23 protein-coding genes and 1 pseudogene are annotated in these 25,880 nt (G+C 62.1%); 15 read left to right on the forward strand and 9 right to left on the reverse strand.

The window, feature by feature from the left end:
* Positions 1-7: 7 nt before the first annotated feature.
* The 3 genes from ACMHLQ_RS08365 to ACMHLQ_RS08375 are packed head-to-tail and all read left to right on the forward strand — an operon-like array spanning position 8 to position 4,100.
* Positions 8-1,915: an ABC transporter substrate-binding protein gene (locus tag ACMHLQ_RS08365; protein ID WP_415405254.1), complete on the forward strand. Its 1,908-nt coding sequence runs from the start codon at positions 8-10 to the stop codon at positions 1,913-1,915.
* A complete protein-coding gene (locus ACMHLQ_RS08370; RefSeq protein ID WP_415404320.1) occupies positions 1,912-2,940 on the forward strand; it encodes an ABC transporter permease in 1,029 nt (342 codons plus the stop codon). The genes ACMHLQ_RS08365 and ACMHLQ_RS08370 overlap by 4 nt, the downstream gene beginning before the upstream one ends.
* A gap of 5 nt (positions 2,941-2,945) precedes the next feature.
* Positions 2,946-4,100: an ABC transporter permease gene (locus ACMHLQ_RS08375; RefSeq protein ID WP_415404321.1), complete on the forward strand. Its 1,155-nt coding sequence runs from the start codon at positions 2,946-2,948 to the stop codon at positions 4,098-4,100.
* Here the strand turns inward: ACMHLQ_RS08375 and ACMHLQ_RS08380 are convergent.
* Both ACMHLQ_RS08380 and ACMHLQ_RS08385 read right to left on the reverse strand, forming a co-directional pair.
* Positions 4,097-6,169, reverse strand: a complete 2,073-nt coding sequence (locus ACMHLQ_RS08380; RefSeq protein ID WP_415404322.1) for a DEAD/DEAH box helicase — start codon at positions 6,167-6,169, stop codon at positions 4,097-4,099. The genes ACMHLQ_RS08375 and ACMHLQ_RS08380 overlap by 4 nt on opposite strands.
* An 89-nt stretch (positions 6,170-6,258) precedes the next feature.
* Positions 6,259-8,616 carry a mechanosensitive ion channel family protein gene (locus ACMHLQ_RS08385; protein ID WP_415404323.1) on the reverse strand — a complete coding sequence of 786 codons (2,358 nt, stop codon included), beginning with the start codon at positions 8,614-8,616 and terminating at the stop codon, positions 6,259-6,261.
* 279 nt (positions 8,617-8,895) lie between these two features.
* Here ACMHLQ_RS08385 and ACMHLQ_RS08390 point away from each other — a divergent pair, with 279 nt between their 5' ends.
* From ACMHLQ_RS08390 to ACMHLQ_RS08435, 10 genes are all read left to right on the forward strand, one after another.
* Positions 8,896-10,119: a glycosyltransferase family protein gene (locus ACMHLQ_RS08390; protein WP_415404324.1), complete on the forward strand. Its 1,224-nt coding sequence runs from the start codon at positions 8,896-8,898 to the stop codon at positions 10,117-10,119.
* Complete coding sequence (locus tag ACMHLQ_RS08395; RefSeq protein WP_415404325.1) at positions 10,116-11,363, forward strand: glycosyltransferase family 4 protein; 1,248 nt, start codon at positions 10,116-10,118, stop codon at positions 11,361-11,363. The genes ACMHLQ_RS08390 and ACMHLQ_RS08395 overlap by 4 nt, the downstream gene beginning before the upstream one ends.
* The gene (locus ACMHLQ_RS08400) at positions 11,360-12,427 is read left to right on the forward strand and encodes a glycosyltransferase (protein WP_415404326.1); all 1,068 of its coding nucleotides are present in this window, start codon (positions 11,360-11,362) and stop codon (positions 12,425-12,427) included. The genes ACMHLQ_RS08395 and ACMHLQ_RS08400 overlap by 4 nt, the downstream gene beginning before the upstream one ends.
* Positions 12,424-13,008, forward strand: coding sequence for a histidine phosphatase family protein (locus tag ACMHLQ_RS08405; RefSeq protein ID WP_415404327.1), 585 nt, complete (start codon positions 12,424-12,426; stop codon positions 13,006-13,008). Before ACMHLQ_RS08400 ends, ACMHLQ_RS08405 begins: the two co-directional genes overlap by 4 nt.
* The gene (locus ACMHLQ_RS08410; RefSeq protein ID WP_415404328.1) at positions 13,005-14,132 is read left to right on the forward strand and encodes a glycosyltransferase family protein; all 1,128 of its coding nucleotides are present in this window, start codon (positions 13,005-13,007) and stop codon (positions 14,130-14,132) included. Before ACMHLQ_RS08405 ends, ACMHLQ_RS08410 begins: the two co-directional genes overlap by 4 nt.
* Positions 14,129-14,869 (forward strand): polysaccharide deacetylase family protein, encoded by a 741-nt coding sequence (locus tag ACMHLQ_RS08415; protein WP_415404329.1) that lies wholly within the window; start codon positions 14,129-14,131, stop codon positions 14,867-14,869. The genes ACMHLQ_RS08410 and ACMHLQ_RS08415 overlap by 4 nt, the downstream gene beginning before the upstream one ends.
* Positions 14,866-15,345 carry a class I SAM-dependent methyltransferase gene (locus ACMHLQ_RS08420; protein ID WP_415404330.1) on the forward strand — a complete coding sequence of 160 codons (480 nt, stop codon included), beginning with the start codon at positions 14,866-14,868 and terminating at the stop codon, positions 15,343-15,345. Before ACMHLQ_RS08415 ends, ACMHLQ_RS08420 begins: the two co-directional genes overlap by 4 nt.
* 116 nt (positions 15,346-15,461) lie before the next feature.
* The gene (locus ACMHLQ_RS08425) at positions 15,462-16,025 is read left to right on the forward strand and encodes a PA14 domain-containing protein (RefSeq protein WP_415404331.1); all 564 of its coding nucleotides are present in this window, start codon (positions 15,462-15,464) and stop codon (positions 16,023-16,025) included.
* A 198-nt stretch (positions 16,026-16,223) separates the two neighbouring features.
* On the forward strand, positions 16,224-16,568 hold the full coding sequence (locus ACMHLQ_RS08430; protein ID WP_415404332.1) for a hypothetical protein: 345 nt from the start codon (positions 16,224-16,226) through the stop codon (positions 16,566-16,568).
* A gap of 388 nt (positions 16,569-16,956) precedes the next feature.
* Positions 16,957-18,510: an FAD-dependent oxidoreductase gene (locus tag ACMHLQ_RS08435; RefSeq protein ID WP_415404333.1), complete on the forward strand. Its 1,554-nt coding sequence runs from the start codon at positions 16,957-16,959 to the stop codon at positions 18,508-18,510.
* 62 nt (positions 18,511-18,572) lie between these two features.
* Here ACMHLQ_RS08435 and lepA read toward each other — a convergent pair whose 3' ends face one another.
* Positions 18,573-20,369, reverse strand: coding sequence for a translation elongation factor 4 (lepA, locus tag ACMHLQ_RS08440; RefSeq protein WP_415404334.1), 1,797 nt, complete (start codon positions 20,367-20,369; stop codon positions 18,573-18,575).
* A gap of 65 nt (positions 20,370-20,434) precedes the next feature.
* On the opposite strand from lepA, the gene ACMHLQ_RS08445 reads away from it, so the two are divergent.
* The gene (locus tag ACMHLQ_RS08445) at positions 20,435-21,754 is read left to right on the forward strand and encodes a hypothetical protein (protein WP_415404335.1); all 1,320 of its coding nucleotides are present in this window, start codon (positions 20,435-20,437) and stop codon (positions 21,752-21,754) included.
* A gap of 141 nt (positions 21,755-21,895) precedes the next feature.
* Here the strand turns inward: ACMHLQ_RS08445 and ACMHLQ_RS08450 are convergent, their stop codons facing one another.
* Positions 21,896-22,021, reverse strand: coding sequence for an EcnA/B family entericidin (locus tag ACMHLQ_RS08450; protein WP_415404336.1), 126 nt, complete (start codon positions 22,019-22,021; stop codon positions 21,896-21,898).
* A gap of 154 nt (positions 22,022-22,175) precedes the next feature.
* On the opposite strand from ACMHLQ_RS08450, the gene ACMHLQ_RS08455 reads away from it, so the two are divergent.
* A complete protein-coding gene (locus tag ACMHLQ_RS08455; protein ID WP_415404337.1) occupies positions 22,176-22,538 on the forward strand; it encodes a hypothetical protein in 363 nt (120 codons plus the stop codon).
* On the opposite strand, the gene ACMHLQ_RS08460 is transcribed toward ACMHLQ_RS08455, so the two are convergent.
* From ACMHLQ_RS08460 to hisD, 5 genes and pseudogenes are all read right to left on the reverse strand, one after another.
* The gene (locus ACMHLQ_RS08460; RefSeq protein WP_415404338.1) at positions 22,535-23,116 is read right to left on the reverse strand and encodes a GNAT family N-acetyltransferase; all 582 of its coding nucleotides are present in this window, start codon (positions 23,114-23,116) and stop codon (positions 22,535-22,537) included. The two genes, ACMHLQ_RS08455 and ACMHLQ_RS08460, sit on opposite strands and share 4 nt — an antisense overlap.
* Positions 23,113-23,505, reverse strand: a complete 393-nt coding sequence (locus tag ACMHLQ_RS08465; RefSeq protein ID WP_415404339.1) for a ketosteroid isomerase-related protein — start codon at positions 23,503-23,505, stop codon at positions 23,113-23,115. Before ACMHLQ_RS08465 ends, ACMHLQ_RS08460 begins: the two co-directional genes overlap by 4 nt.
* Positions 23,505-23,966: a low molecular weight phosphatase family protein gene (locus ACMHLQ_RS08470; RefSeq protein ID WP_415404340.1), complete on the reverse strand. Its 462-nt coding sequence runs from the start codon at positions 23,964-23,966 to the stop codon at positions 23,505-23,507. Before ACMHLQ_RS08470 ends, ACMHLQ_RS08465 begins: the two co-directional genes overlap by 1 nt.
* On the reverse strand, positions 23,967-24,446 hold the full coding sequence (locus ACMHLQ_RS08475) for a UPF0262 family protein (RefSeq protein ID WP_415404341.1): 480 nt from the start codon (positions 24,444-24,446) through the stop codon (positions 23,967-23,969). It lies immediately after the preceding gene.
* A gap of 106 nt (positions 24,447-24,552) precedes the next feature.
* A pseudogene (gene hisD / locus ACMHLQ_RS08480) lies at positions 24,553-25,853 on the reverse strand (histidinol dehydrogenase).
* Positions 25,854-25,880 lie beyond the last annotated feature (27 nt).

Below are 25,880 nucleotides of genomic sequence, written 5' to 3' on the forward strand. Positions count from 1 at the left end.
ATTGCTGATGGCCGGGCTGATCGCTCTGCCCGCCCTCGCCCAACAACCCGCCCAACCCGTGATCAAGGAAAGCGGGTTCTGGGCTGCAGAGGTCGCCAAGGGCCAGATGGACCCGGCCCCCGAACGCGTGCCCGAGACCCCGCTGGTTGTCGACCTCGAGGCCAAGGGCCGGGAGTTCGGCAAACAGGGCGGTACGCTGCGCACCATGGTCACCCGGTCCAAGGACGTCCGCCAGATGGTGGTCTATGGCTACGCGCGTCTTGTCGGCTACGACGAGAACTATCAGCTCAAGCCCGACATCCTGCGCGATGTCGAGGTCGAGGACGAGCGCATCTTTACGCTGCATCTGCGCCCGGGGCATCGCTGGTCGAACGGTGCGCCCTTCACCTCCGAAGACTTCAGGTACTGGTGGGAAAACGTCGCGCTGAATCAGGAGCTGAGCCCCAATGGCCCGCCCGAGGTCATGCGCATCGGCAACGAGGTCGCCACCATGACCTTTCCCGACGCGCATACGGTGATCGTGTCATTTGCCCGGCCCAACCCGATGTTCCTGCAATTGCTGGCACAGGCCAGCCCGCCGTTCATCTACCGCCCGTCCGAGTATCTCAAACAGTTCCACGTCGACTTTAACACCAAAGAGGCGATGGAAGAGATGATCGACAAGAAGCGGGTCCGCAGTTGGGCACCGCTGCACAACAAGCTCGACAACATGTACAAGTTCGACAATCACGAACTGCCCACCCTCCAACCGTGGATGCCCGCCAGCACGGCCGGCAAATCGCGCCAGTTGTTCGTGCGCAACCCCTATTTCCACCGTGTGGACGCGCGCGGCACGCAACTGCCCTATATCGACGTGGTCGAGATGGGAATCGTGGGCAGCGGCCTTGTTGCGGCCAAGTCCAATGCGGGCGAGGCGGATTTGCAGGCCCGTGGCCTCGATTTCCGCGACGTGTCGATCCTGAAGAAGGGCGAGGCCGATGGCGCGCCCTACCGCACCTTTCTCTGGGCCAATGGCGCGGCCAGCCAGATCGCCATCTATCCCAACCTGAACTTTGCCGACCCAATCTGGCGGCAGGTGATGCGCGACGCCCGGTTCCGCCGCGCGCTGTCCATGGGGATCGACCGGCGCATGATCAACCGTGCGCTCTACTTCGGTCTCGGCAAGGAAGGGGGCATGACGGCGCTGGCCAAAAGCCCGTTCTTTGACGCCGAGAACCTGAGCAAATGGGCGCTTTATGATCCGGATGTCGCCAACATGTTGCTGGACGAGATGGGCCTGACCGAGCGCACGCCCGCCGGTATCCGACTGCTGCCTGATGGACGCCCGATGGAGTTCGTGATCGAGACCGCGGGCGAGCGGCAAGAGGTCGAGAACGCGCTGGCCATCATCACCGACACATGGCGCGATCTGGGCATCAAGCTGATCATGCGCCCGCTGGACCGCGATATCCTGCGCAACCGGGTGTTTTCTGGGGTGACCATGGCCGCCGTCTGGTTCGGCTGGGACAATGGTATTCCCCAAACCTACACGCCGCCCAGCTATCTCGCGCCCACCGATCAGGTGTTTTTCGCGTGGCCCAAATGGGGGCAGTACTACCAGACCCACGGCGCAGCGGGTGAGCCTGTGGACATGCCCGAAGCGCAACGCCTGATGGCGCTGGCCGCCGAATGGCAGGCCAAACCGACACCGCAGGAACGCGACCGCATCTGGCGCGAGATGCTTGCGATCCATGCCGATCAGCAGTTTGGTATCGGCATTCTGGCCGAAGCACCGCAGCCCGTCGTCGTTTCCAACCGCCTGCGCAACGTGCCCGAATTCGGCAAATGGGCCTGGGATCCGGGCGCGCATTTCGGCGTACACCGCATGGACGAGTTTTACTTTGCGGATGAAGAACTGGCGCAGGTGTCCGAATGATGTTCATACGCTACGCGGCCTATCGTTTGATGACGATGGTGCTGACGTTGATTGTCGTGTCGATGCTGGTGTTCATCATCATCAACCTGCCCCCCGGCGACTACCTGTCGAACCAGATTGCCGAGTTGCGCGCCACGGGCCAGGCCGAGGGCGTGGCCAAGGCCGAATTCCTGCGCAAGGAATACGCCCTCGACCGCCCGCTCTATCAGCAATACCTGATCTGGGTCGGTGTGATCCCCGGGCCGCAGGGGTTTTCCGGGCTGATCCAGGGCGATTTCGGTTGGTCCTTTGAATTCGACGCCCCTGTCGCTGACATTGTGGGCGACGCACTCTGGCTGACCGTTCTCGTCAACCTGGCGGCGGTCCTCTTCGTCTACCTCGTGGCGCTGCCGCTGGGTGTGCTGGCCGCGTGGCGTTCGGCCACCTGGGTCGATTACACCACGGCCTTCATCGGCTATCTGGGCCTTGCCACACCCAACTTTCTGCTGGCGCTGATGCTGTTTTATTATGGGCACAAATATCTTGGCCTGCCCATCGGTGGCTTGATGGACCCGTCTTTTGAGGGCGAGCCGATGAGTTTCGCCAAGGTGCAGTCGATCCTCGTCCACCTGATCGTCCCCACATTCGTTATCGGCACCTCGGGGGCGGCGGGCATGATGCAGCGCCTGCGCGCCAACATGCTGGACGAGCTGAGCAAACCCTATGTCGAGACTGCCACAGCCAAGGGGCTTGCCCCCTCGCGGATGCTGACCAAGTATCCGCTGCGCATGGCTTTCAACCCCTTTGTCGCGGATATCGGCAACCTGCTGCCCGCGATGGTGTCGGGGTCGGTTCTGGTCTCGGTCGTGCTGGGTTTGCAGACGATCGGGCCGGCGCTGCTGACCGCGCTCAAGTCGCAGGACCAGTTCCTGGCGGCCTTTGTGCTGATGTTCGTGGCCCTGCTGACCCTGATCGGCACGATGATTTCCGACCTTTTGCTGGTGCTGCTTGATCCGCGCATCCGCTACGGCGCGCGAGAAGGATAAGACGAATGAGCACCCTTCCCGACGGACGCTATATCGACGATGCCCCATATGATCCGAATGTGGACCTGTCAGCCATTGACCGCACGGATATGGACGCGCCGAATTGGCTGCTGGTCTGGCGCAAGTTCCGCAAGCATCGGCTGGGTCTGCTGTCTGGCATCTTTCTGCTGCTGGCCTATATGGCGATACCATTTGCAGGGTTCTTTTCGCCCTACACGCCGAATGAGCGTAGCGCCGACTATCTCTATCACCCGCCCCAGGCGATCAATTTCTGGCACGAGGGCGAGTATATCGGCCCCTTCGTCTATCCGACCGAGGCGGTGGCCGACCTCGAGAATTACCGCTGGACCTACATCACGGACGAAACCCGGCCCATGCCCTTGCAGTTCTTTTGCAAGCGAACCGAATACAACCTGTTTGGCGTGATCCCGACCGAGCGGCATCTGTTCTGCGCGCCCGAGGGGGCAACCATTTTCATCTTTGGCTCTGACCGTTTGGGGCGCGATGTGTTCTCGCGCATCTCTTACGGCGCGCAACTGTCCCTGACCGTTGGCCTGATCGGCATCACCGTGTCCTTCATCCTCGGCATCGGGTTCGGCGCGATTGCGGGCTATTTCGGAGGCTGGGTCGACTGGGTCGTGAACCGCGCCATTGAAATCCTGCGTTCGCTGCCCGAACTGCCCTTGTGGCTGGCCCTGTCTGCGGCGGTGCCATCGAATTGGGGGCCTGTGTCGGTCTTTTTCATCATATCGATCATATTGGGATTACTGGATTGGCCCGGCCTCGCGCGGGCGGTCCGAAGTAAGTTCCTCTCGCTGAGAGAGGAGGAATATGTGCGCGCGGCAGAGATGATGGGGGCCAAACCGGGGCGGGTGATCCGGCGGCACTTGTTGCCGAACTTCATGTCGCACCTGATTGCCTCGGCCACGCTGTCGATCCCGGCGATGATCCTCGGTGAAACTGCGCTCAGTTTCCTGGGTCTTGGCCTGCGTGCGCCTGCGGTATCCTGGGGTGTGATGCTGAACGACGCGCAGAACCTTGCGAGCATCGAGATCTATCCGTGGACGGCGATCCCGATGCTGCCGATCATCATCGTGGTGCTGGCCTTCAACTTCCTTGGCGACGGTCTGCGCGACAGTTTGGACCCCTACAAGGGTTAGGGTTTGCGCCGGGGCGGCTGTGCGCCGCCCTGCCCTGCCGCCGCGCGGCGGGCCTGGTTTTTCTTGCTGTTGTATTTACCGACCTTGGGCGCGCCCGTTGTGGGTTTGCCTGTGGGCTTGCCCTTTTGCGTGGTCTTGTGGCGTGGTTTCTTGCCCGTACTCACGGCCCCGTCCCTGACCGCTTTGTCCATCGTCGAAGGCGCCTTGGAGAATCGCGACTTGCCCGCCGGTTTGCCCTTGGTCTTGTCGCCGGGTTTCGGTTTGCGCGGCTTGGGGGTCGAGGTGTCGTTCCAGTCGATGGGGGCCGCGTCATTGCGCGGTTTGGGCGCGGGTGCGGCGGCGCTGTCCCAGACTTTCTTGGGCGAGGGTTTGGTGGCCGGTTTGTGCGCATCGGCAAAGCCGCGTTTGGGCTTGTCGTCATAGCTGCGCTTGGGTTTGTCACCGTAGTCGCGCTTGGGCTTGGGCTCAAAACGTGGCTTTGGCTGGCTCGCCGCATCGGGGATCCCGTCAAGCCTGGTCACCTTTGCCCCGCCTTCGACCTGCATCGCCGCGCCAAGGTTTTTCAGGAAACCGTCGACCGCCTCGGTCTTCAGCTCGACATAGGACATATCCCCAACGATGCGGATCGCGCCGATGTCGTCCTTGGTGATGTCGCCGGCATTGCAGATGATGGGCAGAAGGCGACGCACCTCGACCCCCTGATCGCGCCCGCCCGTGACTGAAAACCACGTGCTGGGCCCGAATGGCGCGCGCGCCTTGGGGGCCTTTTCACCCGTGACGGCAGAGAGGTGCTCGGGCGCCGAATGGCGCAAGCCGTGAATGCGCAGCACGGCGGCGGCCAGTTGTTCAGGGGTGAACCGTTCGGTGAACTTGGCGACCATGTCGGCCTCGCCCTCGGTGATGGCATCCGTCCACATGGGATCGTCCATCAGGCGGATTTCGTCCTGCGCGCGCACAGCCTCGGCAGAGGGCGCATCGACCCACTCGGCCTCCAGCTTGGCCCCTTTGAGGATGCGCATGGCTTTCGATCGCACCTTGGCCGTGACGATCAACGCGCTTGTGCCCTTGCGCCCGGCGCGGCCTGTGCGCCCCGAGCGGTGCAGCAGCGTTTCGTGGTTGGAGGGCAGTTCGGCATGCACCACCAGATCGAGGTTGGGCAGGTCGATCCCGCGTGCGGCCACGTCCGTCGCCACGCAGACCCGCGCGCGCCCGTCGCGCATCGCTTGCAGCGCATTGGTGCGTTCGGATTGCGTCAGCTCGCCCGAAAGCGCCACAACCGGAAAACCCCGGTTGGACAGGCGCGTGGTGACGCGGTTGACCATGGCGCGGGTGTTGCAGAACACGATGGCATTGGGGGCCTCGTGGAACCGCAGGATGTTGATGATCGCATTTTCGGCGTCGTGATTGGCCACCATCATGGCCTGATAGGTGATGTCGGCGTGTTGTTTCTGACCCGAGGTCGTTTCGACCCGCACCGCGTCTTTCTGATAGGTCTTGGCCAGCCGCGCGATCTGCGCGGGCACCGTGGCCGAGAACATGAGGGTGCGGCGTGTGTCCGGGCATTCACCGAGGATGAATTCGAGGTCTTCGCGAAAGCCGAGGTCGAGCATCTCGTCCGCCTCGTCCAGCACCACGCCGCGAATGGCGGTGAGGTCAATCGAGCCGCGCATGATGTGGTCGCGCAAGCGCCCCGGCGTGGCGACAACAATATGCGCGCCGCGCCCCAGCGCACGGCGTTCGTCGCGCATGTCCATGCCGCCCACACAAGACGCCATCACAACGCCCGTTTCACCGTAAAGCCAGCCAAGTTCGCGTTTCACCTGCATCGCCAATTCGCGCGTCGGCGCGATCACGAGGGCCAGCGGCGCATCGGCCATCTGGAACAGGTCCTCGTCCCCCAGCAGCGTGGGGCCAAGGGCGAGGCCAAAGCCCACGGTCTTGCCCGATCCTGTCTGGGCAGACACCAGCAAATCGGCAGCTGTCAACGCGGGGTCGGTCACGGCGGTCTGAACGGGGGTCAGGTCGGTATAGCCGCGTGCGGTCAGCGCGGTCTGAAGCGGAGTAATCAAGCGAACGGTCCATATATGGCAGGGCGACAGGCAGGGGGCGTCACCAAGCATGCGCGCCTATGCCTTTTGGGCCGACTTGTCGAGGGGGTTTATCTGTCGTCCCCGAACTCTGCGGCATCTTCGAGCATCTCTTCCTCGATCGAGGCCTGGGCAGCGGCAGAGATCGCCTTGCGGTCTTCCTCGGTCAGCTCATCGGCTTTTTGCCCGTCTGCCAGGCGCACCGTGACCTCGCGATGGGCAAACTTGATCCCCTCGCGTTCGAATAGGGCGCGGATTTCCTCGTAGACCTTCTTGCGCACCAGCCACTGATCACCCGGCTTGGTCATGAACTTGACCCGGATGATCATCGCGCTGTCTTGCATTTCGATCACGCCCTGTGATTTCAGCGGCTGAATGAAGTTGTCGCCGATCACCGGGTCATCCAGCAGGGTGACACCCAGGTTCTTGATCAGCTTGCGCACCTTTTCCACGTCAGTGTCGTAGGTGACGCGCAGGGGCAGCTTCATGATCACCCAATCACGGGAATAGTTGGTCAGCACCTGGATTTCGCCAAAGGGAATGGTGTGCAACGCGCCGAGGTGGTGGCGCAGTTGGAAGCTGCGCACCGAGATATTCTCGACCGTGCCTTTCACCCCGCCCACATCGATGTATTCGCCCTTGCGAAAGGCATCGTCGAACAAAAAGAACGCGCCGGAAAAGATATCGCGCACCAGGCTTTGACTGCCAAAACCGACGGCAACACCCACGATCCCTGCCCCGGCAAAGAGCGGGCCGACATTCACCCCCATCTCCATCAACACGATCAGAAGGATGGTGAGGATGATGACGAGCAAGACGAAGTTGCGGAACAAAGGCAGCAACGTCGCAAGGCGCGAGGCGGATGAGCCACCGCCCTCATCCCCCAGCTCCGCCTCGACCACGTCGCCCTGTTCCTCGATGATCTTGTTGTCGATCCAGATGCGGAAAGCGTTGTAAGCGATGTAGCCGATGAACAGGATCACCATGATGTCGAGCAGACGGTCGGTCAGGCTGTCGCCCATCATGCCGGTGTTCGGGCTCCAGATCCTGACAAAGGCATAGGTGCCGGCAACAAAGGCGAGGATACCCGCGATGCGCTGTGCCAGCCCTTCAAAGGTCATGATGCGGGGGCCGCGCGTGTCTTCGGGGCTGCCTGGCACAGGCTCGGGCAGAAGGCCTGCCGCCTCGCTGCGCGCACGCAGGGTGCGGGCCCGTTCAAAGCTGCGTTCGATGACGTAGTTGATGACGCCGTAAACCACGATGATGGTTGTCAGGATCGCCCAGGCCGCAGGCATCAAGGGCACGCCAAGCGGATCGTCGATCACCAGGTGGTAGGTCTGATCGCCCCAGGCGAACAGGAAATAGAGCACTGCCGCAGGCGCCCAGAGACGCGACAGCATGCGCAGAATCCACGTCGCCTCTTTGGCGCGTTTTCCGTTCAGGATGGCCGTCGTGATCGCGGGGCCGTTCACCCAGACCAGCGCGATGTTCAGCAACATCACGCCAAAGCTGAGAAGGGAAAACAGGAACACATAGACTTCGGCATTGAGGCCCAGTTCTTCGATCCAGATGCCGAACAGGATGGCGATAAAGCCCATTGCGGCCACGGCACTCAGCCAGATATGCAGCCGCTTGGCGTCGCGGTCGGTGAACAGCGGGATGCGGTATTGCGACAGGTAGGGCGACAGGATCATCCGCCACAAGGCGGCCGCCACGCGGGCCGAAAAGTAGCCCACGTTGATCAGCACGGCAGTGAACTGCAGGGCCGGGTCCTCGAGCGAACCAAAGAGGATCGAGCCGAGGATATAGGCCACGGCCATCGACACCAGAATGCCGATCACCCCCATGACAAACCGGAACACGAGGAACGGCATCTTTTCGCTGTAGCCTTTCGGCGCATCGAGGATGCGCGAGATGACAAAGCGTTTGACGATGCGTTTGCCGTAGACCTGGCTTTGGAACACCATGCCAACGGCCAGAAGGCCCAGACTGTAAAGCAGCACCTTGACGTAAGCAAAGATCGTGCCGTCCGGGCTGGTTGCGCGCAGGATGTAGATCACCTCGTTGAAGGCGGCAGGCAGGTGCACAAACCGGTCCACGATGGCGGCGCGGAATGCGACCGCTTCGTCCTGCATGGCCATCAGGGTCGAGTCGCCCCCCGAAGCCTCCGTCTCCTGCGTGCTGTCACCCACCTGGGTCAACACCCGTCCGTCGCTGTCGATGACCACCACGCTCACGCCGTTTTCGGCAGCGGTGCGCATGATGTCGGCGATGTCGCTTTCCGGCTCTTCGGACGCGGATGGCAGCAGAGTGGTGAGGCCCTGCGCCGTGGCGGCGACTGGAACAAGACAAAGCGCCCATACGAGAACGCAGACCATCCACCCGATGACCTTGTATTTTACCCAGCTTTGCCCGTCCCTTGATCGCATTCCGAAAACGCTACGCGAGCCCATGCGCGTTTACAATCGTTCGCCATCGAATTGTGAGCGGTACACGGGTTGGGGAGCAGTCGTGTTTTGCATCGGGGGCATTTCCGTGCAATAGCGCTGATATAATGCCCCGTGGTGGGCACGCGAGGTTTGTCACTGGATATGGATTGACGTGCCTCATAGCTTGGGAGCCAGAATCGCTGTGTAACGGCGCTGCAAAGACTGCTTTGGATGCCTATGTGTAGGCGTCCGGAGAAATACGGGGAAACGACAACAATCATGGGCGATACTATTTCAGCGACACCGGGCATGACCGGGAGACGCCCACGGCGCGTTGTGCTTTATAGCCACGACACGTTTGGCCTTGGCCACCTGCGCCGCAGCCGCGCGCTTGCCTCGGCGCTGACCCAATCGGGCACGGTGGGGTCCGCAATCATCCTGACAGGCAGTCCTGTGGCGGGCCGCTTCACCTTTCCCCGTGCGGTGGACCATGTGCGCCTGCCGGGCGTCAAAAAACTGGCGGATGGGTCCTATGTCAGCCAGAACTCGGGCATGGACATCGAGGCCACAACCGCCCTGCGCACGGGGCTGATCGAGTCCACGGTTTCCCAATACGACCCGGACCTGCTGATCGTCGACAAGGAACCCACGGGCTTTCGCGGCGAGTTGCTGCCGACGCTGGAAAAGCTGAACCAGAGCGGACGCACCCGTATTGTGCTGGGCCTGCGCGATGTGCTGGATGAACCCGAGGTGTTGGCCGCCGAATGGGCGCGCAAAGGCGCAGTCGAGGCGGCCGAGGCCTTTTACGACGAGATGTGGGTCTATGGCGTGAAGTCGGTCTATGATCCCACCAGCGGCCTGCCGCTGTCGGATGCGGCCCGGGCCCGCACCGTGTGGACGGGGTATTTGCGCCGCGCGATCATCGACCCTGCCGAGGTGCCCGACACGCCCTACATCCTCATCACCCCAGGCGGTGGCGGCGATGGCGAGGCGATGGTCGACCTCGTCCTGCAGGCCTATGAGCGGGACAAGGATTTGTCGCCGCATGCCGTTCTCGTCTACGGCCCGTTCCTGTCGGGTGACACGCGCGATGCGTTCGAAACCCGCGTGGCGGCACTTGAGGGCCGCGTGACGGCCACCGGCTTTGACAGCCGGATCGAGTCCCTATTTGCCGAGGCGCAGGGCGTCATCTGCATGGGGGGCTACAACACGTTCTGCGAGCTGTTGTCCTTTGACCAGCGCGCCGTGATCGTCCCACGGACCAAACCGCGGCTCGAGCAGTGGATCCGCGCAAATCGCGCGGAAGAGCTGGGCCTGGTGCGCAACCTCGACCAGTTCCGCGACGGCTTGACCCCCGAAGCGATGATCGCCGCCATTCGCGGCCTGCCCCACCAGCAACGCCCGTCCCAAGCCGGGGCGGATGGCCTGCTGGATGGCTTGGACGTGGTCAACGTGCGCGCGCGGCACCTGATGGGCCAGACCCTCACCAACGCGGCCGAATGACACAACCACCCCGTCTTGCCGTCACCGTCAAAGGCTGGCCGCGCCTGTCCGAGACATTCATTGCCCAGGAACTGCTTGCCCTGGAACGTGCGGGTGTAGGGTTTGACATCTGGTCGCTGCGCCACCCGACGGACAAGAAAACCCACCCCCTGCACGATCAGGTGCAGGCGGCCGTGCACTATCTGCCGGAATACCTGCACGAGGAACCTGTGCGCGTGCTGCGCGGTGTCTTCTCTGCCTTGGGGCGGAGGGCCTTCTGGCCTGCCTTTGTGCAGTTTGCCCGCGACCTGTCGCGTGATTTCAATCGGAACCGCGTGCGCCGGTTCGGACAGGCCTGTGTCATGGCCCGTGAACTGCCCGAAGGGACCGAGGCGATCTATGCCCACTTCCTGCACACACCTTCTTCGGTGGCGCGCTATGCGGCGATGCTGCGCGGCATGCCGTGGTCATTTTCCGCGCATGCCAAGGATATCTGGACCTCCCCCGACTGGGAGTTGCGCGAAAAGCTGAGCAGCGTGACATCCGGCGCAGCCTTTGGCGCGACATGCACCGCATTCGGGGCCGCCCATTTGAACGATCTGGCCACGGATACGCCTGTCGATCTGGTCTATCACGGCCTCGACCTCAGCCGCTTTCCGGCCGCACCGGACCGCGTGCAGCGCCAGGCGGGCGAGCCGTTTGCCCTGTTGTCCGTCGGGCGGCTGGTCGAGAAGAAGGGGTTTGACCGGCTGATCGACGCCCTTGTGCTGTTGCCCGATCACGTCGACTGGCATTTCACCCATATCGGTGGCGGTGCGTTGGACGCTGAAATGCGCGCACGGGCAGAACGTCATGGCATCGCCCACCGCATCACCTGGCGCGGGGCCTGCGATCAGCCTGAGGTGATTGCGGCCATGCGTTCAGCGGACCTGTTCGTGCTGCCAAGCCGCATCGCGGCGGATGGCGATCGCGACGGGTTGCCGAATGTGTTGATGGAGGCCGCCAGCCAGCGCCTGCCCATCCTGTCAACGCCCGTGTCCGCCATCCCCGAATTCATTGATGACGGTGTGCATGGCATCCTGAGCGACGATGATCCGGCCATTCTGGCAGAGCACATGACGCGCCTGGCCATTGAACCCGCTTTGGGCCCGGCATTGGCCGACGCGGCCCACGCCCGTTTGCACGCGGACTTCAGGATGCAGCCCGGTATCGACCACCTTGCCCAGCGCCTGCGCGCCATGATGGATGCAAGGACAGGCGCATGACGTTCGCGTTTTATGCCCCGCTGAAAGCCCCCGATCACCCGGTGCCTTCGGGTGATCGGGCGATGGCACGGGCGGTGATAGCTGCGCTTGAGCTGGCGGGATACGAGGTGTCGCTTGCATCTGGCCTGCGGCTCTATGATGGCGCGGGCGACGCGGTGCATCAGGATACGCTGATGGCCAAGGCTGACATGGAAATCGCCCGGTTGTGCGCTTTGCCCGAGGCGGCAGGGTGGCGGGCCTGGATCACCTATCACAACTATTACAAGGCGCCCGACCTGATTGGCCCGCATGTGGCGCGCGCGCTGAACATTCCGTATTTTCAAGTGGAAAGCACCCGTGCCCGCAAGCGACTGACAGGCCCCTGGGCGCGCTTTGCCGCCGCTGCGGAGGCGGCCAGCGACGCGGCGCACACGATCTTTTACCTCACGCACCGGGACGCAGAGACGCTGCGCCGCGATGCGCCTGACGGGCAGAACCTGTGCCATCTGCCCCCCTTTCTGGCGCGAACCGATCTGCCTGCCGCCAGCGACCTGAGCGGCCCGATGCTGAGCGTTGGCATGATGCGCACGGGGGACAAGGTAACCTCTTACACGTTGATCGCGCAAACCCTCGCCGCGCTGCCCCAGACGCTGGAGTGGCAGCTTGAGATCGCCGGGGACGGAGAGGCGCGTGCCGAGGTGGCTGACCTGATGGCCCCTTTCGGGGGCCGTGTCGCGCTACTCGGCGCGCTGGATGCAGATGCGGTGCAAGCGCGATATGCCAAGGCCAGCCTGTTGTTCTGGCCCGGCGTGAACGAGGCCTTTGGCATGACTTATCTGGAAGCGCAGGCGGCTGGCCTCCCCGTGGTTGCACAGGACCGCCCAGGTGTGCGGGACGTCGTGACTGGCCCGCAACCGGATGTCGCGCAGGGACCAACGGCCATGGCGGCGCGCCTTGCCGCATTGCTACAGGATCGGGATGCACGGGGCGCTGCCGGGGCAACCGCGCGACAAGCGGTCAAGGCGCATCACCTGCTTGGCAGTGCGGCCAAGACGCTGCGCACCGTGTTGGAGACGGCGACATGATCCGCCTTGCCCTTTTGCGCCACGGCCACACGGCCTGGAACCGCGCGGGCCGTATTCAGGGGCGCACTGATGTAGCGCTGCACGAAGAGGCGCGCGCGCAGCTTGCACAGCTGCAACTGCCCGTTGGCTGGGACGGGGCGGACATTGTGGCAAGCCCGCTGGCCCGCGCGATGGAGACCGGGCACCTCGTCTCTGGCCGTGCCCCGCAGGCCGCACCGGCGCTGATCGAGATGAATTGGGGCGATTGGGAAGGGGCACACGGGGCCGCGCTGCGCAGCGATCCGAACACTGGGTTCCGCGACATCGAGGCATGGGGCTGGCACTATCGCCCGCCAAATGGCGAATGCCCCGATGATCTGCGCGCCCGGTTGCGCCCTTGGGCGAACGGCTTGCGCCGCGACACGGTGGCAATCTGTCATATCGGCGTGATGCGGGTGCTGATGGCGATGGCCACGGGCTGGGATTTTGACGGCCCTGCCCCGTTTCAGATCAAGCGCAACCGGTTGTTTGTCCTGCACATCGACGCAGATGGCTGGCACGCTGACCCGACGCCGCAACGGTTGGAGGTGCGCGCGCAATGAAGGTGATGATTGTCGTCACGCATCTGTTGGGCACGGGCCATCTGGCGCGTGCCCTGACGCTTGCCCGCGCCTTTGCCGCCGCCGGTGACGTGGTGCGTGTCGTGAGCGGCGGCAGCCCGGTGCCGCATTTTGACACGACCGGCGTGTCACTTGTCCAACTGCCGCCAGTGCGCTCGGACGGGACGGATTTCACAACGCTGCTGGATGATCAGGGCGCAGCCATGTCCGCCCAAGACCTGGCCAACCGTGCCGACCAGCTGGTTGCCGCGCTTGCCGTGTTTGCGCCGGATGTGCTGATCACGGAACTCTTCCCCTTTGGCCGCCGCATCCTGCGCGACGAGTTCCGCCAGCTTCTTGCTGCGGCGCATAACAGCGATCCGCGCCCGCTGCTCCTGTCCTCCATCCGCGATATTCTGGCCCCGCCCAGCAAACCGGCCAAGGTGGTCTTTGCCGACGAGATGGTTGCGCAGTTCTATGACGGTGTGTTGGTGCATTCCGACCCCTCCATCGTCCCGCTGTCGCGCAGCTGGCCGGTCTCGGACATCCTGGCAGACCGCTTGCATTACACCGGCTTTGTCGCCCCCGCCCCGCCCCCGCCAACGACGGCGCGGCATGGCGAGGTTTTGGTCAGCACGGGCGGCGGGTCTGTCGGTGATGCGGTCTTTGACGCTGCCATTGCGGCCGCCCGGAACATGCCGGACACGCAGTGGCGTTTCCTCGTGGGTGGCGGTGAGGATCGCGTCACCCGGATCGCGGATCAGGCAACTGCAAACGTGCGCGTCGAAGGACCCCGGCCCGACTTTCGTACCCTGTTGCAGGGCGCAAGCGCGTCCATCTCGATGTGCGGGTACAACACGGCGCTGGATGTGCTGCAAACCGGCGTTCCGGCTGTCTTGATCCCGTTCGATGATGGCGGTGAAGTCGAACAGCGTCTGCGGGCAGACGCGCTCGCCGCCCTGCCTGCGGTGACTGTCTTGCGACAAGACAGCCTGAGCGGCACCGCCCTCGCCAAAGCGGTGGCAGAGGTCACAACCGCGCTCGAACGTGCGCCGCGCACCATCGGTATGCAGGGTGCCACGGAAACGGTTGAGATTGTGCGCGCATTATGGGCAGAGCACAGATGAGCGGCGATTGGACCCCACTCCGAAACGCCCTGACGGAGTGCCGACGGGACGGCATGGCCGTTCCGCTCTGGTGGCGCGACGATGATGCGATTGCGCCCACGCAGGCTTTGGACCAACTGAGGGGGCTGTCGGAAGAGATCGACCTGTCCGTCCATCTGGCCGTGATTCCATCGCTTGCCCAACCTGCCTTGGTCGATGCGATGGCGGGCATGATCCCCGTCGTGCATGGCTGGGCCCATCAGGATCACAGCACGGCACCCGAAAAGAAGAACGAGTTTCAGACGCCACGCCCCGATGCGGTAGAGGAAACTGCCATGGCGCTGGCCCGGATGCACGACATCTTTGGCACCCGGCTGCGCCCCATGTTCGTCCCGCCCTGGAACCGGATCAACGCCGACGTCACGCAAGCACTCGCGGCACAAGGCTATACCGCTCTGTCCACCTTTGGACCGCGTGCAGGCCCACAGGCCGCCCCCGGACTGACGCAGATCAACACCCATATCGACCCGATCTGGTGGAAAGGGACGCGCGATCTGGTGGACCCCGATCACCTGATCGCACAGACCGTGCGCCACCTGACCGCCCGGCGCACGGGCACCGAAGACACAGAGGAACCGCTGGGCCTGTTGACCCATCACCTCGTTCACACCCCTGAGATATGGTCTTTTACCCGTGCCTTCCTGCACGAGATGATATCGGGCGGGGCAACCTCCTGGGTGATGGAGAGCAAGACATGAGCAGACTGGAATCCATGCGACGCCGCTTGAGCGCGCAGATTGACGGCATCAACTGGGCGGCGGAGCAGATCAGGGACACCCCCGGCGACGTGCTGGAACTGGGCCTGGGCAATGGGCGCACCTATGACCATCTGCGCCAGGAAATCCCCGACCGCCGCATCTGGGTCATCGACCGCGTGCTGAAACCGCATCCCAGCTGCATCCCGCCGGAACAGGATTTCCTGCAGGGCGAAGCCGAAGAGATGATGCAACGCCTTGCCGCGAACGGTCACAAGATGGCACTGGCCCATTACGACTTTGGCTATGGGGTCAAGGATAGGGATGTTGCCGAAGGGGCCAAGCTCAGTCCGCTGATCGCGGCGCTGATGGTGCCGGGCGGCCTGGTGCTGTCGCAACAGCCGCTTGTGGGTTTCGAACAGGTCAGCGGGCCGGACACAATCGCCCCGGATCGGTATCTTTTCTACCGCTACGTGTAGCTTTGCAAGGGTTTCATCACGATTGCCCGCCCGACCGTTGACCGCCCGCGACCCTCCCTTAGAGTGACGACTGATTCAAGGTCACAGCAAGTGGCCAGTCCAACGGGAGTAAGTGAATGACCATGATGAAGACGGCCCTGGCCGCCGCAACCACGCTGCTTGTCGCAACCACCGCTTTCGCGGCCCCCCTGAAACTGGAACCGGCAGATCCGCAGCCCACCGACCTCAAGCAGGGGCTGGGCGTCAGCTACTACTTTGACAGCGTGCGCACCCTCAGCGATGCGAGCCGCGCCTATGACAAGGCGAAACCGGGCAAGCCATTGGAAGGGCTGGATTATCGCGACACGGCCGAGGGCGACGAGACGCTGACTTCGGGCGAGGCGCAAAAGGTGATCGCCGTGATCGAGGGCTATGTCCGCTTTGACGAACCCGGCACCTACATCATCGACTTCATGAGCAATGACGGGCTGGAAATGCGCATCGGCGGGCAGGAAGTTGTCTATTTCGACGGGGTGCATGGGTGCGACCCAAGCGAACAGGTCGAGGCCGTTGTGCCCGAGGCCGGGTGGTACGCGCTGGAGGGGCTGTACTTCCAACGCAAGGGCAGCGCCTGCCTGATGATGCGCGCCGGAATCGGATCGCCCGAGTGGATGGAAAACGAGTCGTTCGGGTATAACTGAAGACGTCGTTTACGCACCGTCCGGCCCCTTAAGGGGTCCGTGATGGGCCCCGGATACGGTCGAAAATGTGCAGTTTCGACCTGAATATGCCCCGTTTGAAACGGCCCCGATCCCGCGATTTGGGGCCGTTTTGCGTGATGTGCGCAGATTTGGTCGGAAAATGTACATTTTGTCCCGAGGCCAAAGAGGTGCGACACCATGGCAACCGAAATTCGCAAGATTTCTTTTACAGACTTCCGCCGCCACGCCAGCCGAGAGCTGAAATTCGTGCATGAAGAGATGGGGCATCTGTGGCTGCATCACCACCGCAAACCGCTTTGCGTCGTGATCCCGATGCGGGACGAATTGGTGCTGCACCGCGCCATCGGGCTGGACCCGGAGGAGGCGCTGCACCGCGCCACGGTCGATCACGCGCGCCGTGTGGCGGCGATCGAGGAACGGGGGCGCTGGCGGTCGCAACCCGTGATGCCGCTGGCGGGCGGCTACCCGCCGCGGGGTATGGACGATACGGGCTATGCGGCGTGGAAGGCATCGCAGGACTAGCCGCTTTACCCCGCCTTAACCACGAGGCGGTCAGGCTGCGGCATGCCGAACTATCGCCGTCCTAGGGTCACCGGAGCTTGCGTGTTTTTCACCGTCGCGTTGGCGCGGCGTGGGGTTGGCGAGGACGCGGTGTCATCTAAGGTAGTGCGTTTCACAAAGACAGAACGGCCTTTTGCGGTTAAACTCTGATTTTGGCTCGACAAACTCGCGGCTTTGACTATGTAGGTAAACATCAGGTTTGAGAATAAGTCCGTCCAAAGCATCCCTTTCTGTTTGCCAAAAGTGGACAAAAATGTGAAACAGTCAAATGATAGGTTTTCGGCTTTCCTAAAACTTTTTTCCACGATAAGCACTCAGTACAAATTAATCGTTTTTTCGGATCAGTTAAATGAAAAAGTTTGATTTTTGTATTTATGGCGGAACACCTGCTGGAATAATTGCTTGCGTTACCGCAGCGCGCTTAGGCAAAAAAGTTGCGTTGGTTGAACCCTCAAGCCAAGTTGGCGGTATGATGACGTCGGGATTGAATGCAACTGACGCGGTAGGTAAAAGTTGGATTACAGGTGTTTCTCGGGAGTACTTCATCCGGGCGCGCATGCACTATGGTACAAGATACCTACCCAGCAGGATTGAGAGTAAAGTCTCTGCAAACATCTTCGAGGCGATGCTCTCCGACCCCAGAATCGAAGTTTTCAAGGATACATATATTACAGACAAGTTGAGGGGTGGCCAGCATATTTTGAAGGTATCACTTTCAAACGGTGAGATAATTTCTGCAAAATGGTGGCTAGACGCGACTTACGAGGGAGACTTGTTGCATATCGCTGGCGTTGCGTATCGTGCAGGCAGGGAACCCCGAACCGAATTCAATGAAGCATTAGCGGGAAGACTTACGACTAAGTCTATGTTTCCATGGAAAAACTCAATACAACTTGCACCGCGCATCAATGGCCAATTGAGACCTTTCATTGAGGAATATGATCCAGCGACGATCGGGTCAGCCGATGACAGAGTTCAAAGCTATTGCATCCGACCGACCCTTACCAACATCAACATACCAGATCTTAAAACGCCCATAACGAAGCCTGAGGACTTCGATTTCAGCACATTTGATCTCTTCCGTGAGATGTCGCAACACTTACCGAATGCAGTTGTTCGCTCTCGGTGGCATCAAAACATGGGTACAACATTCAAGTCTGGCTTTTTCAATCTTGCTGAAGTTCCACAAGGCAAATGGGACATGAACTCTGGGCCGCTTGCACCAATCAACAATCCATTTTTAACTAAAGGTTGGTTAGACGCTTCATTTGAAAAGAGGAAAGACATCGCGGAACAGTTCAGACGTTATACGCAAGCGATCCTTTACTTCATTCAAAATGATGAATCCGTACCAAAACCAGTAAGACTGTTTTTCTCAGATTTTGGGCTTCCTGCGGACGAGTATACTGATACCGGAAATTTACCCTCGGCCGTTTATGTCCGGGAGGGGCGACGCCTTTCCGGAGAAGACACGTTCACCCAACATCACATTGAAGGCGGCGGAGTGGACGACTGCGAAGCAGTATGCGAAGGGAGGTATTTTCTCGATTGCAAACCGGTTGTTTGGCGTGAAAATCAGAAAGGCAACAATATCGTGCGCGAGGGGATGTTCTTTTCGCCCAGTGAACCCCTTAAGTACTCGATCCCAAGCTGGGTCATGCTGCCAAAGCGAAATGATGTGCTTAACTTGATGTCACTGTGCGCTGTTTCAGCAAGTCATGTTGCGTTTGGATCGTTCCGGATGGAGCCAATCTGGATGGAAATTGGCAATGTTGCTCCAATTATTGCGCACTTGGCGGATGAGCGGCGTTTATTCCCTCACGATGTTGATGCCAAGTCTGTTCGGGAGATTCGAGACCGTGACTTGATGCTATTCAGAGAGAACGATGTCGTTGCAGCCTGAAGTATTTACAAAAGACTGAAGTATAGCGGTTGAGCGCGACAGCAATATTGTTGGATACTCACCTACCCATCCATTTTCAGGGCACTGATGAACGCCTCTTGCGGGATATCCACCTTCCCGAACTGGCGCATCTTCTTCTTCCCCGCCTTCTGCTTGTCCAGCAACTTCCGCTTGCGCGTGGCGTCCCCGCCGTAGCATTTCGCCGTGACGTCCTTGCGCATCGCGGACAGCGTTTCGCGCGCGATGACCTTGCCGCCAATCGCCGCCTGGATCGGGATTTTGAACATGTGGCGGGGGATCAGGTCTTTGAGCTTTTCCACCATCGCGCGCCCGCGCATTTCGGCCCGGTCGCGGTGCACCATGATCGAGAGCGCGTCGACGGGTTCGTCGTTCACGAGGATCGACATCTTGACCAGGTTGTCCTCGCGGTAGCCCGTCAGTTGGTAGTCAAAGCTCGCGTAACCCTTTGTTACGGATTTCAGGCGATCATAGAAGTCGAACACCACTTCGTTAAGCGGCAGATCGTAGACCACCATCGCGCGGGTGCCGGCATATGTCAGGTCCAGCTGGATGCCGCGCCGTTCCTGGCAGAGTTTCAGCACGTCGCCAAGGTAGTCGTCAGGCACGAGGATGGTCGCCTTGATCCGCGGCTCTTCCAGGTGGTCGACGATGGAGAGGTCGGGCATGTCGGCGGGGTTGTGCAACTCGAGCATCGTGCCGTCGCGCATGTAGACGTGGTAGATCACCGAGGGCGCGGTGGTGATCAGCTCGATATTGTATTCCCGCTCGATCCGGTCGCGGATGACCTCGAGGTGGAGCAGCCCGAGGAAGCCGCAGCGGAAGCCGAAGCCGAGCGCGGCGGAGGTTTCCATTTCGAAGCTGAAGGAGGCGTCGTTGAGCGCGAGTTTGTCGATGGCGTCGCGCATGTCCTCGAACTCGGCCGAGTCCACGGGGAAGAGGCCGCAGAAGACGACCGGTTGTGCGGGTTTGAAGCCGGGGAGCGGTTCGACCTCTTTGCGTTCGTGCGTGATGGTGTCGCCGACGCGGGTGTCGCGGACCTGTTTGATGCTTGCCGTGAGGAAGCCGATTTCGCCGGGGCCGAGGCTGTCCACCATCTCCATCTGCGGGCGGAAGACGCCGACGCGGTCGACGTGGTGGAGCGTGCCGTTGGAGAGGAACTTGATCCGTTCCCCTTTCTTCAGCCGTCCGTCGATGACGCGGATGAGGACGATGACGCCGAGGTAGCTGTCATACCAGCTGTCCACCAGCATGGCCTTGAGGGGCGCGTCGGGGTCGCCGGTGGGGGCGGGGAGCAGTTCGACGATCGCCTCGAGCGTTTCGTGGATGCCCTGGCCGGTCTTGGCCGACACCGCGATGGCGCCGGACGCGTCGATGCCGATCACATCCTCGACCTGTTCGGCGACGCGGTCGATGTCGGAGGCGGGCAGGTCGATCTTGTTGAACACGGGCACGATTTCGTGGTCGGCGTCGATGGCCTGGTAGACGTTGGCGAGCGTCTGCGCCTCGACCCCTTGGGTGCTGTCCACGACCAGCAGGGAGCCTTCGACCGCGCGCATGCTGCGCGACACTTCGTAGGCGAAGTCGACGTGGCCGGGGGTGTCGATGAGGTTGAGCACATAGGCCTCGCCATTGTCGGCCGTATAGTCGATGCGCACGGTGTTGGCCTTGATGGTGATCCCGCGCTCGCGTTCGATATCCATGCTGTCGAGCAGCTGTTCCTTCATGTCCCGGTCGGCCACGGTATTGGTGGACTGGATGAGCCGGTCGGCGAGGGTCGATTTCCCGTGGTCGATATGGGCGACGATGGAGAAATTGCGGATATGTGAAAGCGGTGTCATGGTTGGGATATGTAAGGGTTTTTGAGGTTTGGCAATGGGGTTGGTGTCGCAGGTGGGGTGCTGGTGTGAGTGAAGTTGATTTTTCGGACCAAGAAAGTGCAACAGCGTGGTTTGAGGCGCAAAGCGACGAGAAACGGTGCGCGATGGCCAGCCGGGCGGCTTTGCGCATGGTGGCAAATATCGGCCGCGTTGATGATCCATCACGGCACCGGCTTGCGTTGTCTGTTTTGCGCGCGATCATAACGTCAGCGGCGTGCGGCGTGGGTCACACCGCTGAAGTGCGAACGATGTTACACTCCGCCGCCCGCTCCGCCACCTTCTCCGCCCGCTCCTCCGACTCCGCCGCCCTCTCCGCCATCCCTTCCTCCATCCGCTCCGCAGCCCTCTCCGCCGACTCCGCCGCCCGCTCCGCCGCCGCCTCCGCCGACTCCGCCTTCTCCGCCCGCGCCGCCGCCTTCTCCGCCCGCTCCGCCGCCTTCTCCGCCCACTCCGCCCGCTCCGCCGCCTTCTCCGCCACTCAAACTGATGCTGCATTCGATCCAGAAGCTTTGGTCAGATCAGCGGTATGGAGCGGTACTCCTGTTCCCGACGCGATCTTTCTTGCCCACGGCGTTTTCATGCAGAGCCTGTACAGCCACCCGGACTGGGCGTTTTGGGCACAGTGGTATCGCGGCATGTGGGATGGCACATTTCGCAACTGGGAGTTGGCGACTGAGGTGGCGCTGATCCCGGATGAGGTTTGGGAAGGCGAGGATGCGGTGGGCAAGGTAGCGGAGGCGATCCGGGGGATTGAGGCCGAGCGCGCCGAAAAGTTTGATCGCCCTGACAATGTGCCCGAGCTACAACGGCAAAAGCTCTTGGATCATGTTCAGCGCCTGCTTGCAGCGCCTGACATGACCGCCTTGGCCGCGGAAGGTGCTGCGGACACGCTGGAGCGCGCAATTGCGCAATATCTCAAAGAGGCTCCGGCGAACTGCCTGCCGGATGCGTTGCAGCACTTGGAGGGCGTGCCGCCGCTGTTTAGGCGGATAGCGACGACGGTGAAAGGCACCGAGCGCGCGGATGCTAAGGAAGCGAAGTTGGCGACGGTTGTTGAGGCGCTGAACGCCAAGATTGCGCGGCTGGAGGCAGATTTGCATGATGCCCGAGCGAAGACGGTTCATGGGCTGTTCACGCAAAACGCGCTGAAAGCTGCGGGTACGACGTTTGGCGCTGGCCTTGTTGGATCGCTGGGTTTGGCAGTGAGCCATTTCTTTGGAGAGTGGCCGAGTGATATCACGTTGGAAAACCTGCGCGGATGGCTCTCTGATGTCAGCACGGCTGAGCCAAAAACGGCTGAGCCAAAAAGCGAGGCGCAGACACTCCCCTCGGATATTGAGGTTTAGCCTGTAGCGCAGTTTTTTGGTCGGGGCTTGGCGGGCTGAAGCCCCCTACGGAGGTGCGCTGGAACCCACGCTTCCCCTCTCGTGCATCGGCTGACGCCGATACCCTGCCGGGTTACGCGCGCGACCCTTTGGGTCGCACGCTTAAATCGCGCGGTCCACGGCGTCGGCGGCGCGGGTGATGTCGCGCCCGACGCCCTTGGCGGTTTCACAGGCGGCGAGGGTCACGGTGGCAGTGACGGCGAGCAGGATCAGGACGGTGCGGGACATGGGGCCTCGGATGTTGTTTTGCGCAGCAATAGCCTGTGCCGCATGGTCGGTCAAACCTGCGCTGTCTCAACTTCTTCGTGAATTGCTCTTGGTTGCAAAATCCGCCATAGTCACGCCATCAGAGCGGGCAAACCCGCCAGAGCAGAGACGGGCCATGAAACCAACCACGATACTGATCGCGGGCGTTGCCGTACTGGCGCTGACCGCATGTTCGAGCGGTGGCAGCCGCTATTCCTCCGCCAATGCCGTGCGCACTGCGGCTGTGCCCTTTGCCACGGGTCCGATCTTTTCGGCCTGCCAAAGCGCCGGGCGCAAACAGGCCAGCCGTGCGCGCTGCGGCTGTGTGCAGGCGGTCGCCGATCAATCGCTGACCTCGAGCGAGCAGCGGCGCGGCGCGGGCTTTTTCAGCGATCCGCACCAGGCGCAGGTCGTGCGCCAGTCGGACAATACGCTGGACGAACGGTTCTGGCGCAAGTGGAAGGACTACAGTTCCAGCGCCGCACAGATGTGCACCTAGAGGTCGCGCATCCAGAATTGCAGCGGCTTTTCCGTTTCGACCGCCTGATCCACGTCTTTCCACGGGAAATGCGCCACCACGCCGGGTAGGCGGACATAGCCGCGCCCTTCCCAAAAGCTGTCGAGCGACCGATAGGCCGGGGGACGCAAGGGGTGGTCAGAGGGGCGCACCACGGCCGCAAAGCAGATGTATTCGTATCCCATGCCGCGCGCGTATTCCTCGCGCAGATCAAAAAACCGGTGCCCGATCCCCCGCCCCCGATAGCGCGGCAGCAGTACGCTTTCCCCGCAATAGAACGTTTTTTCGATGTTCACCGTCTTTCCGGTGAAGGCGGAAGAGAAATCATCGGCATGTTCGGACAAGGGCGCCCCTGTCGCTGCCCCGACCAGCCAATCGCCGTCATAGGCCCCGACCACGATGGACTGCGGGCTTTGTTCGTAGACCTGCAAATAGCGGCGTTCGTAGTTGTAGTCGCCGTCATAGAGATAGGGCCAGTCGCGAAACACGGCGATGCGCAGGCGGGCGACATCATCCAGCGCTTCGGTCACGGCAGCGCCGGTGAGGGGTTCGACCCTCATGGGCTGACCTGCCGCACCCAGTCGGCGAGGTTGTAATAGGTGGTGACGCGGGTGATCTGCCTGTCCGTGACCTCGAAAAACGAGCCTGCGGGCAGGCGGTAGGATTGGCCGCGTGCGGGCGGCAGACCCTCGTCGCTTTCCAGGTAGGTGCCATTGACCATGTATTCGGCTGCGGCGCGGGTGCCTGTGGCATCGCTCAAGATCACGAGGTCGGTCAGGGTCTCGCTGTAGCAGCAGTTCATGTGCGCGCAGAAGGCGGCGAATGCGGCCTTGCCGGTGCGGATCTTCCCTTCGTTCACGTGATGGGCCACGTCGTCGGACAGGCAAGCCAGCATCCCGTCCACATCCCCTGCATTGAAGGCGTCGAAGTAGCGGGCAATCACGTCCATCAGCGTATCTCCTGTGCCGGGCCCCAGCGGTCGATCAGCCGGGCGATGATCTGGTCGCGTGCGGACCGGTAACTTTCCAGCTTGGCCTCGCGCGTTTCGCCGAGGCCCGTGGGGTCGAGGATGGGCCAGTATTCGACGTCGAGGTGGTAGTAGCGCGTCAGTTCCAGCGCGCGCCGCTGGCTGGCGGGACTGAGTGCGACGACCAGATCGAAAGAGCTGAGATCATCGCCCCAATCCTCCATCTCGTCAAAGCTGCGCGAGCGGTGGCGGCTGAGTTCGACGTCGAGTTCCTGGCACACGGCGATGGAAAAGCCGTCGATTTCCATGTCGTTCTTGACCCCGACGGACTGCACATAGGTGCCCTGCCCGTAGAACTTTTTCATGATCCCCTCGGCCATGGGGGACCGGACCGCATTGTGATCGCAGCAAAAGAGCACGGATTGCGGGAGGGGTTTGATCATCTATCCGCCGAAGTGAAGGACGCAGATCAGGGTGAACAGGCGGCGGGCGGTATCCGTGTCGACCTCGACCTTGCCCTCGAGCCGTTCCTGCAGCACGCGGCTGCCCTCGTTGTGGATGCCGCGCCGGGCCATGTCGATGGTTTCGATCTGGGAGGGGGGCAGTTTCTTGACCGCCTCGAAATAGCTTTCGCAAATCTGGAAGTAGTCCTTGACCACCTGCCGGAAGGGGCCGAGCGACAGGTGAAATTCCGCCGCCTTTTCAGCCGCTTCCGTCTCGACGTCAAAGACCAGCCGCTTTTCACGGATCGACAGGCCGACGTGGTAGGGCCCGGCGGGCACGGCGCGCCCGTCGCGTTCGGGCAGGACGAATGTGTTGTCCTCGAGCAGATCGAACATGGCCACCTTGCGCTCTTGCTCGATCTCGGGCGTGGGCGGGGGCAGGTTCGCGTCGTCAAGGGTGATCTGGGCAATGCGTGTCATGGGTATGCGTCACTGGACAAAAGGGGCATCCGACGATGCTTACGCAAGCGTTTGGGCTAACACAATGGCGCGTCCGTAATTTCGCGATTTGGTCCCTGCGCGGCCCTCAACCGTTGAGTTTGCGCAACCGTGCCGTGACCGACAGGCCATGCGCCTCGAGGCTTTCGGAGGCGGCAAGCCGTTCGGCGCCCGGGCCGATGGCGCGCAGCGCCTCTGGCGTCATCTGCGCAAGCGTCGTGCGTTTCACGAAATCCATGACCGACAGACCGGAGGAGAACCGGGCCGAGCGGGCCGTGGGCAGCACGTGATTGGGGCCGCCGATATAGTCGCCAATCGCTTCGGGCGTCCATTGCCCGAGAAAGATGGCGCCTGCATGGGTGATCTTGTCTGACAGCGCGTTGGGGTCGGCGACGCACAACTCGAGGTGTTCGGGCGCGATGCGGTCGGACAGCGCGGCGGCCACATCAAGATCGGGCACCGTGATGATCGCCCCGAAGTCACGCCAACTGGCCCCGGCGATGGCACGCCGTTCCAGCGTCTCGAGCCGTTTGTCCACCGCCTCGGCCACCGCGCGGCCGAAATCGGCATCCGTGGTGATCAGCAGGGATTGCGCGCTTTCGTCATGTTCGGCCTGGCTGAGCAGATCGAGGGCGATCCAGTCGGGATCGGTGTCACCATCCGCGATCACCAGGATTTCGGACGGCCCGGCAATCATGTCGATCCCGACCTTGCCGAAAACCCGCCGCTTGGCCGCTGCCACAAAGGCGTTGCCGGGGCCGGTGATCTTGTCCACGGGTGCAATCGTGTCGGTGCCATAGGCCAGCGCCGCAACCGCCTGCGCCCCGCCAATGCGGTAGATCTCATCCACGCCGGCAATCTGGGCGGCAAGCAGCACGAGCGGGTTCAGCACGCCATCCGGCGTCGGCACGGTGATGGCGAGCCGCCCCACCCCAGCAACTTTGGCCGGGATCGCGTTCATCAGCACGGAGGATGGGTAGCTGGCCAGCCCCCGGGCACGTAGAGACCCGCCGCCGACACCGGCGTCCAGCGCCAGCCCAGTGTTGCGCCCGCCGCGTCCGTCCATTGCGCATCTTCCGGCATCTGGCGTTCGTGATAGGCGCGGATGCGGGTGGCGGCGAGGTCCAGTGCGGCGCGGTCGGCAGCGTCGACTTGCGCGGTGGCCTCGGCAACTTCTTCAGGCGTGATGCGCAGCGTCTCGGGCGTCAGCGTGATGCGGTCGAATTTCTCGGTCAGGTCGATCACGGCAGCGTCACCGCGTGCGCGCACATCCGCGATGATGTCTGCCACCACGGCGTCCACGTCGGGGCTGTCCTCGCGCTTGGCGTTTAACAGCGCGGTAAAGCGGGTTTCGAAATCCGCATCGGCGTGGTCAAGAAACTGGGGCATTGGCATTTCTCCGTTCACGCCGGGACA

It is taken from the genome of Tateyamaria algicola (assembly GCF_047715485.1).
Classification (GTDB): Bacteria; Pseudomonadota; Alphaproteobacteria; order Rhodobacterales; family Rhodobacteraceae; genus Tateyamaria.

Coding starts and splice junctions, on each gene's coding strand:
- ACMHLQ_RS08470 (WP_415404340.1), bottom strand. CDS start 23,966: ATGATCAAACCCCTCCCGCAATCCGTGCTCTTTTGCTGCGATCACAAT.
- ACMHLQ_RS08435 (WP_415404333.1), top strand. CDS start 16,957: ATGAAAAAGTTTGATTTTTGTATTTATGGCGGAACACCTGCTGGAATA.
- ACMHLQ_RS08460 (WP_415404338.1), bottom strand. CDS start 23,116: ATGAGGGTCGAACCCCTCACCGGCGCTGCCGTGACCGAAGCGCTGGAT.
- ACMHLQ_RS08450 (WP_415404336.1), bottom strand. CDS start 22,021: ATGTCCCGCACCGTCCTGATCCTGCTCGCCGTCACTGCCACCGTGACC.
- ACMHLQ_RS08465 (WP_415404339.1), bottom strand. CDS start 23,505: ATGGACGTGATTGCCCGCTACTTCGACGCCTTCAATGCAGGGGATGTG.
- ACMHLQ_RS08415 (WP_415404329.1), top strand. CDS start 14,129: ATGAGCGGCGATTGGACCCCACTCCGAAACGCCCTGACGGAGTGCCGA.
- ACMHLQ_RS08390 (WP_415404324.1), top strand. CDS start 8,896: ATGGGCGATACTATTTCAGCGACACCGGGCATGACCGGGAGACGCCCA.
- ACMHLQ_RS08405 (WP_415404327.1), top strand. CDS start 12,424: ATGATCCGCCTTGCCCTTTTGCGCCACGGCCACACGGCCTGGAACCGC.
- ACMHLQ_RS08365 (WP_415405254.1), top strand. CDS start 8: ATGGCCGGGCTGATCGCTCTGCCCGCCCTCGCCCAACAACCCGCCCAA.
- ACMHLQ_RS08430 (WP_415404332.1), top strand. CDS start 16,224: ATGGCAACCGAAATTCGCAAGATTTCTTTTACAGACTTCCGCCGCCAC.
- ACMHLQ_RS08455 (WP_415404337.1), top strand. CDS start 22,176: ATGAAACCAACCACGATACTGATCGCGGGCGTTGCCGTACTGGCGCTG.
- ACMHLQ_RS08425 (WP_415404331.1), top strand. CDS start 15,462: ATGACCATGATGAAGACGGCCCTGGCCGCCGCAACCACGCTGCTTGTC.
- ACMHLQ_RS08475 (WP_415404341.1), bottom strand. CDS start 24,446: ATGACACGCATTGCCCAGATCACCCTTGACGACGCGAACCTGCCCCCG.
- ACMHLQ_RS08400 (WP_415404326.1), top strand. CDS start 11,360: ATGACGTTCGCGTTTTATGCCCCGCTGAAAGCCCCCGATCACCCGGTG.
- lepA (WP_415404334.1), bottom strand. CDS start 20,369: ATGACACCGCTTTCACATATCCGCAATTTCTCCATCGTCGCCCATATC.
- ACMHLQ_RS08385 (WP_415404323.1), bottom strand. CDS start 8,616: ATGCGATCAAGGGACGGGCAAAGCTGGGTAAAATACAAGGTCATCGGG.
- ACMHLQ_RS08420 (WP_415404330.1), top strand. CDS start 14,866: ATGAGCAGACTGGAATCCATGCGACGCCGCTTGAGCGCGCAGATTGAC.
- ACMHLQ_RS08410 (WP_415404328.1), top strand. CDS start 13,005: ATGAAGGTGATGATTGTCGTCACGCATCTGTTGGGCACGGGCCATCTG.
- ACMHLQ_RS08375 (WP_415404321.1), top strand. CDS start 2,946: ATGAGCACCCTTCCCGACGGACGCTATATCGACGATGCCCCATATGAT.
- ACMHLQ_RS08370 (WP_415404320.1), top strand. CDS start 1,912: ATGATGTTCATACGCTACGCGGCCTATCGTTTGATGACGATGGTGCTG.
- ACMHLQ_RS08395 (WP_415404325.1), top strand. CDS start 10,116: ATGACACAACCACCCCGTCTTGCCGTCACCGTCAAAGGCTGGCCGCGC.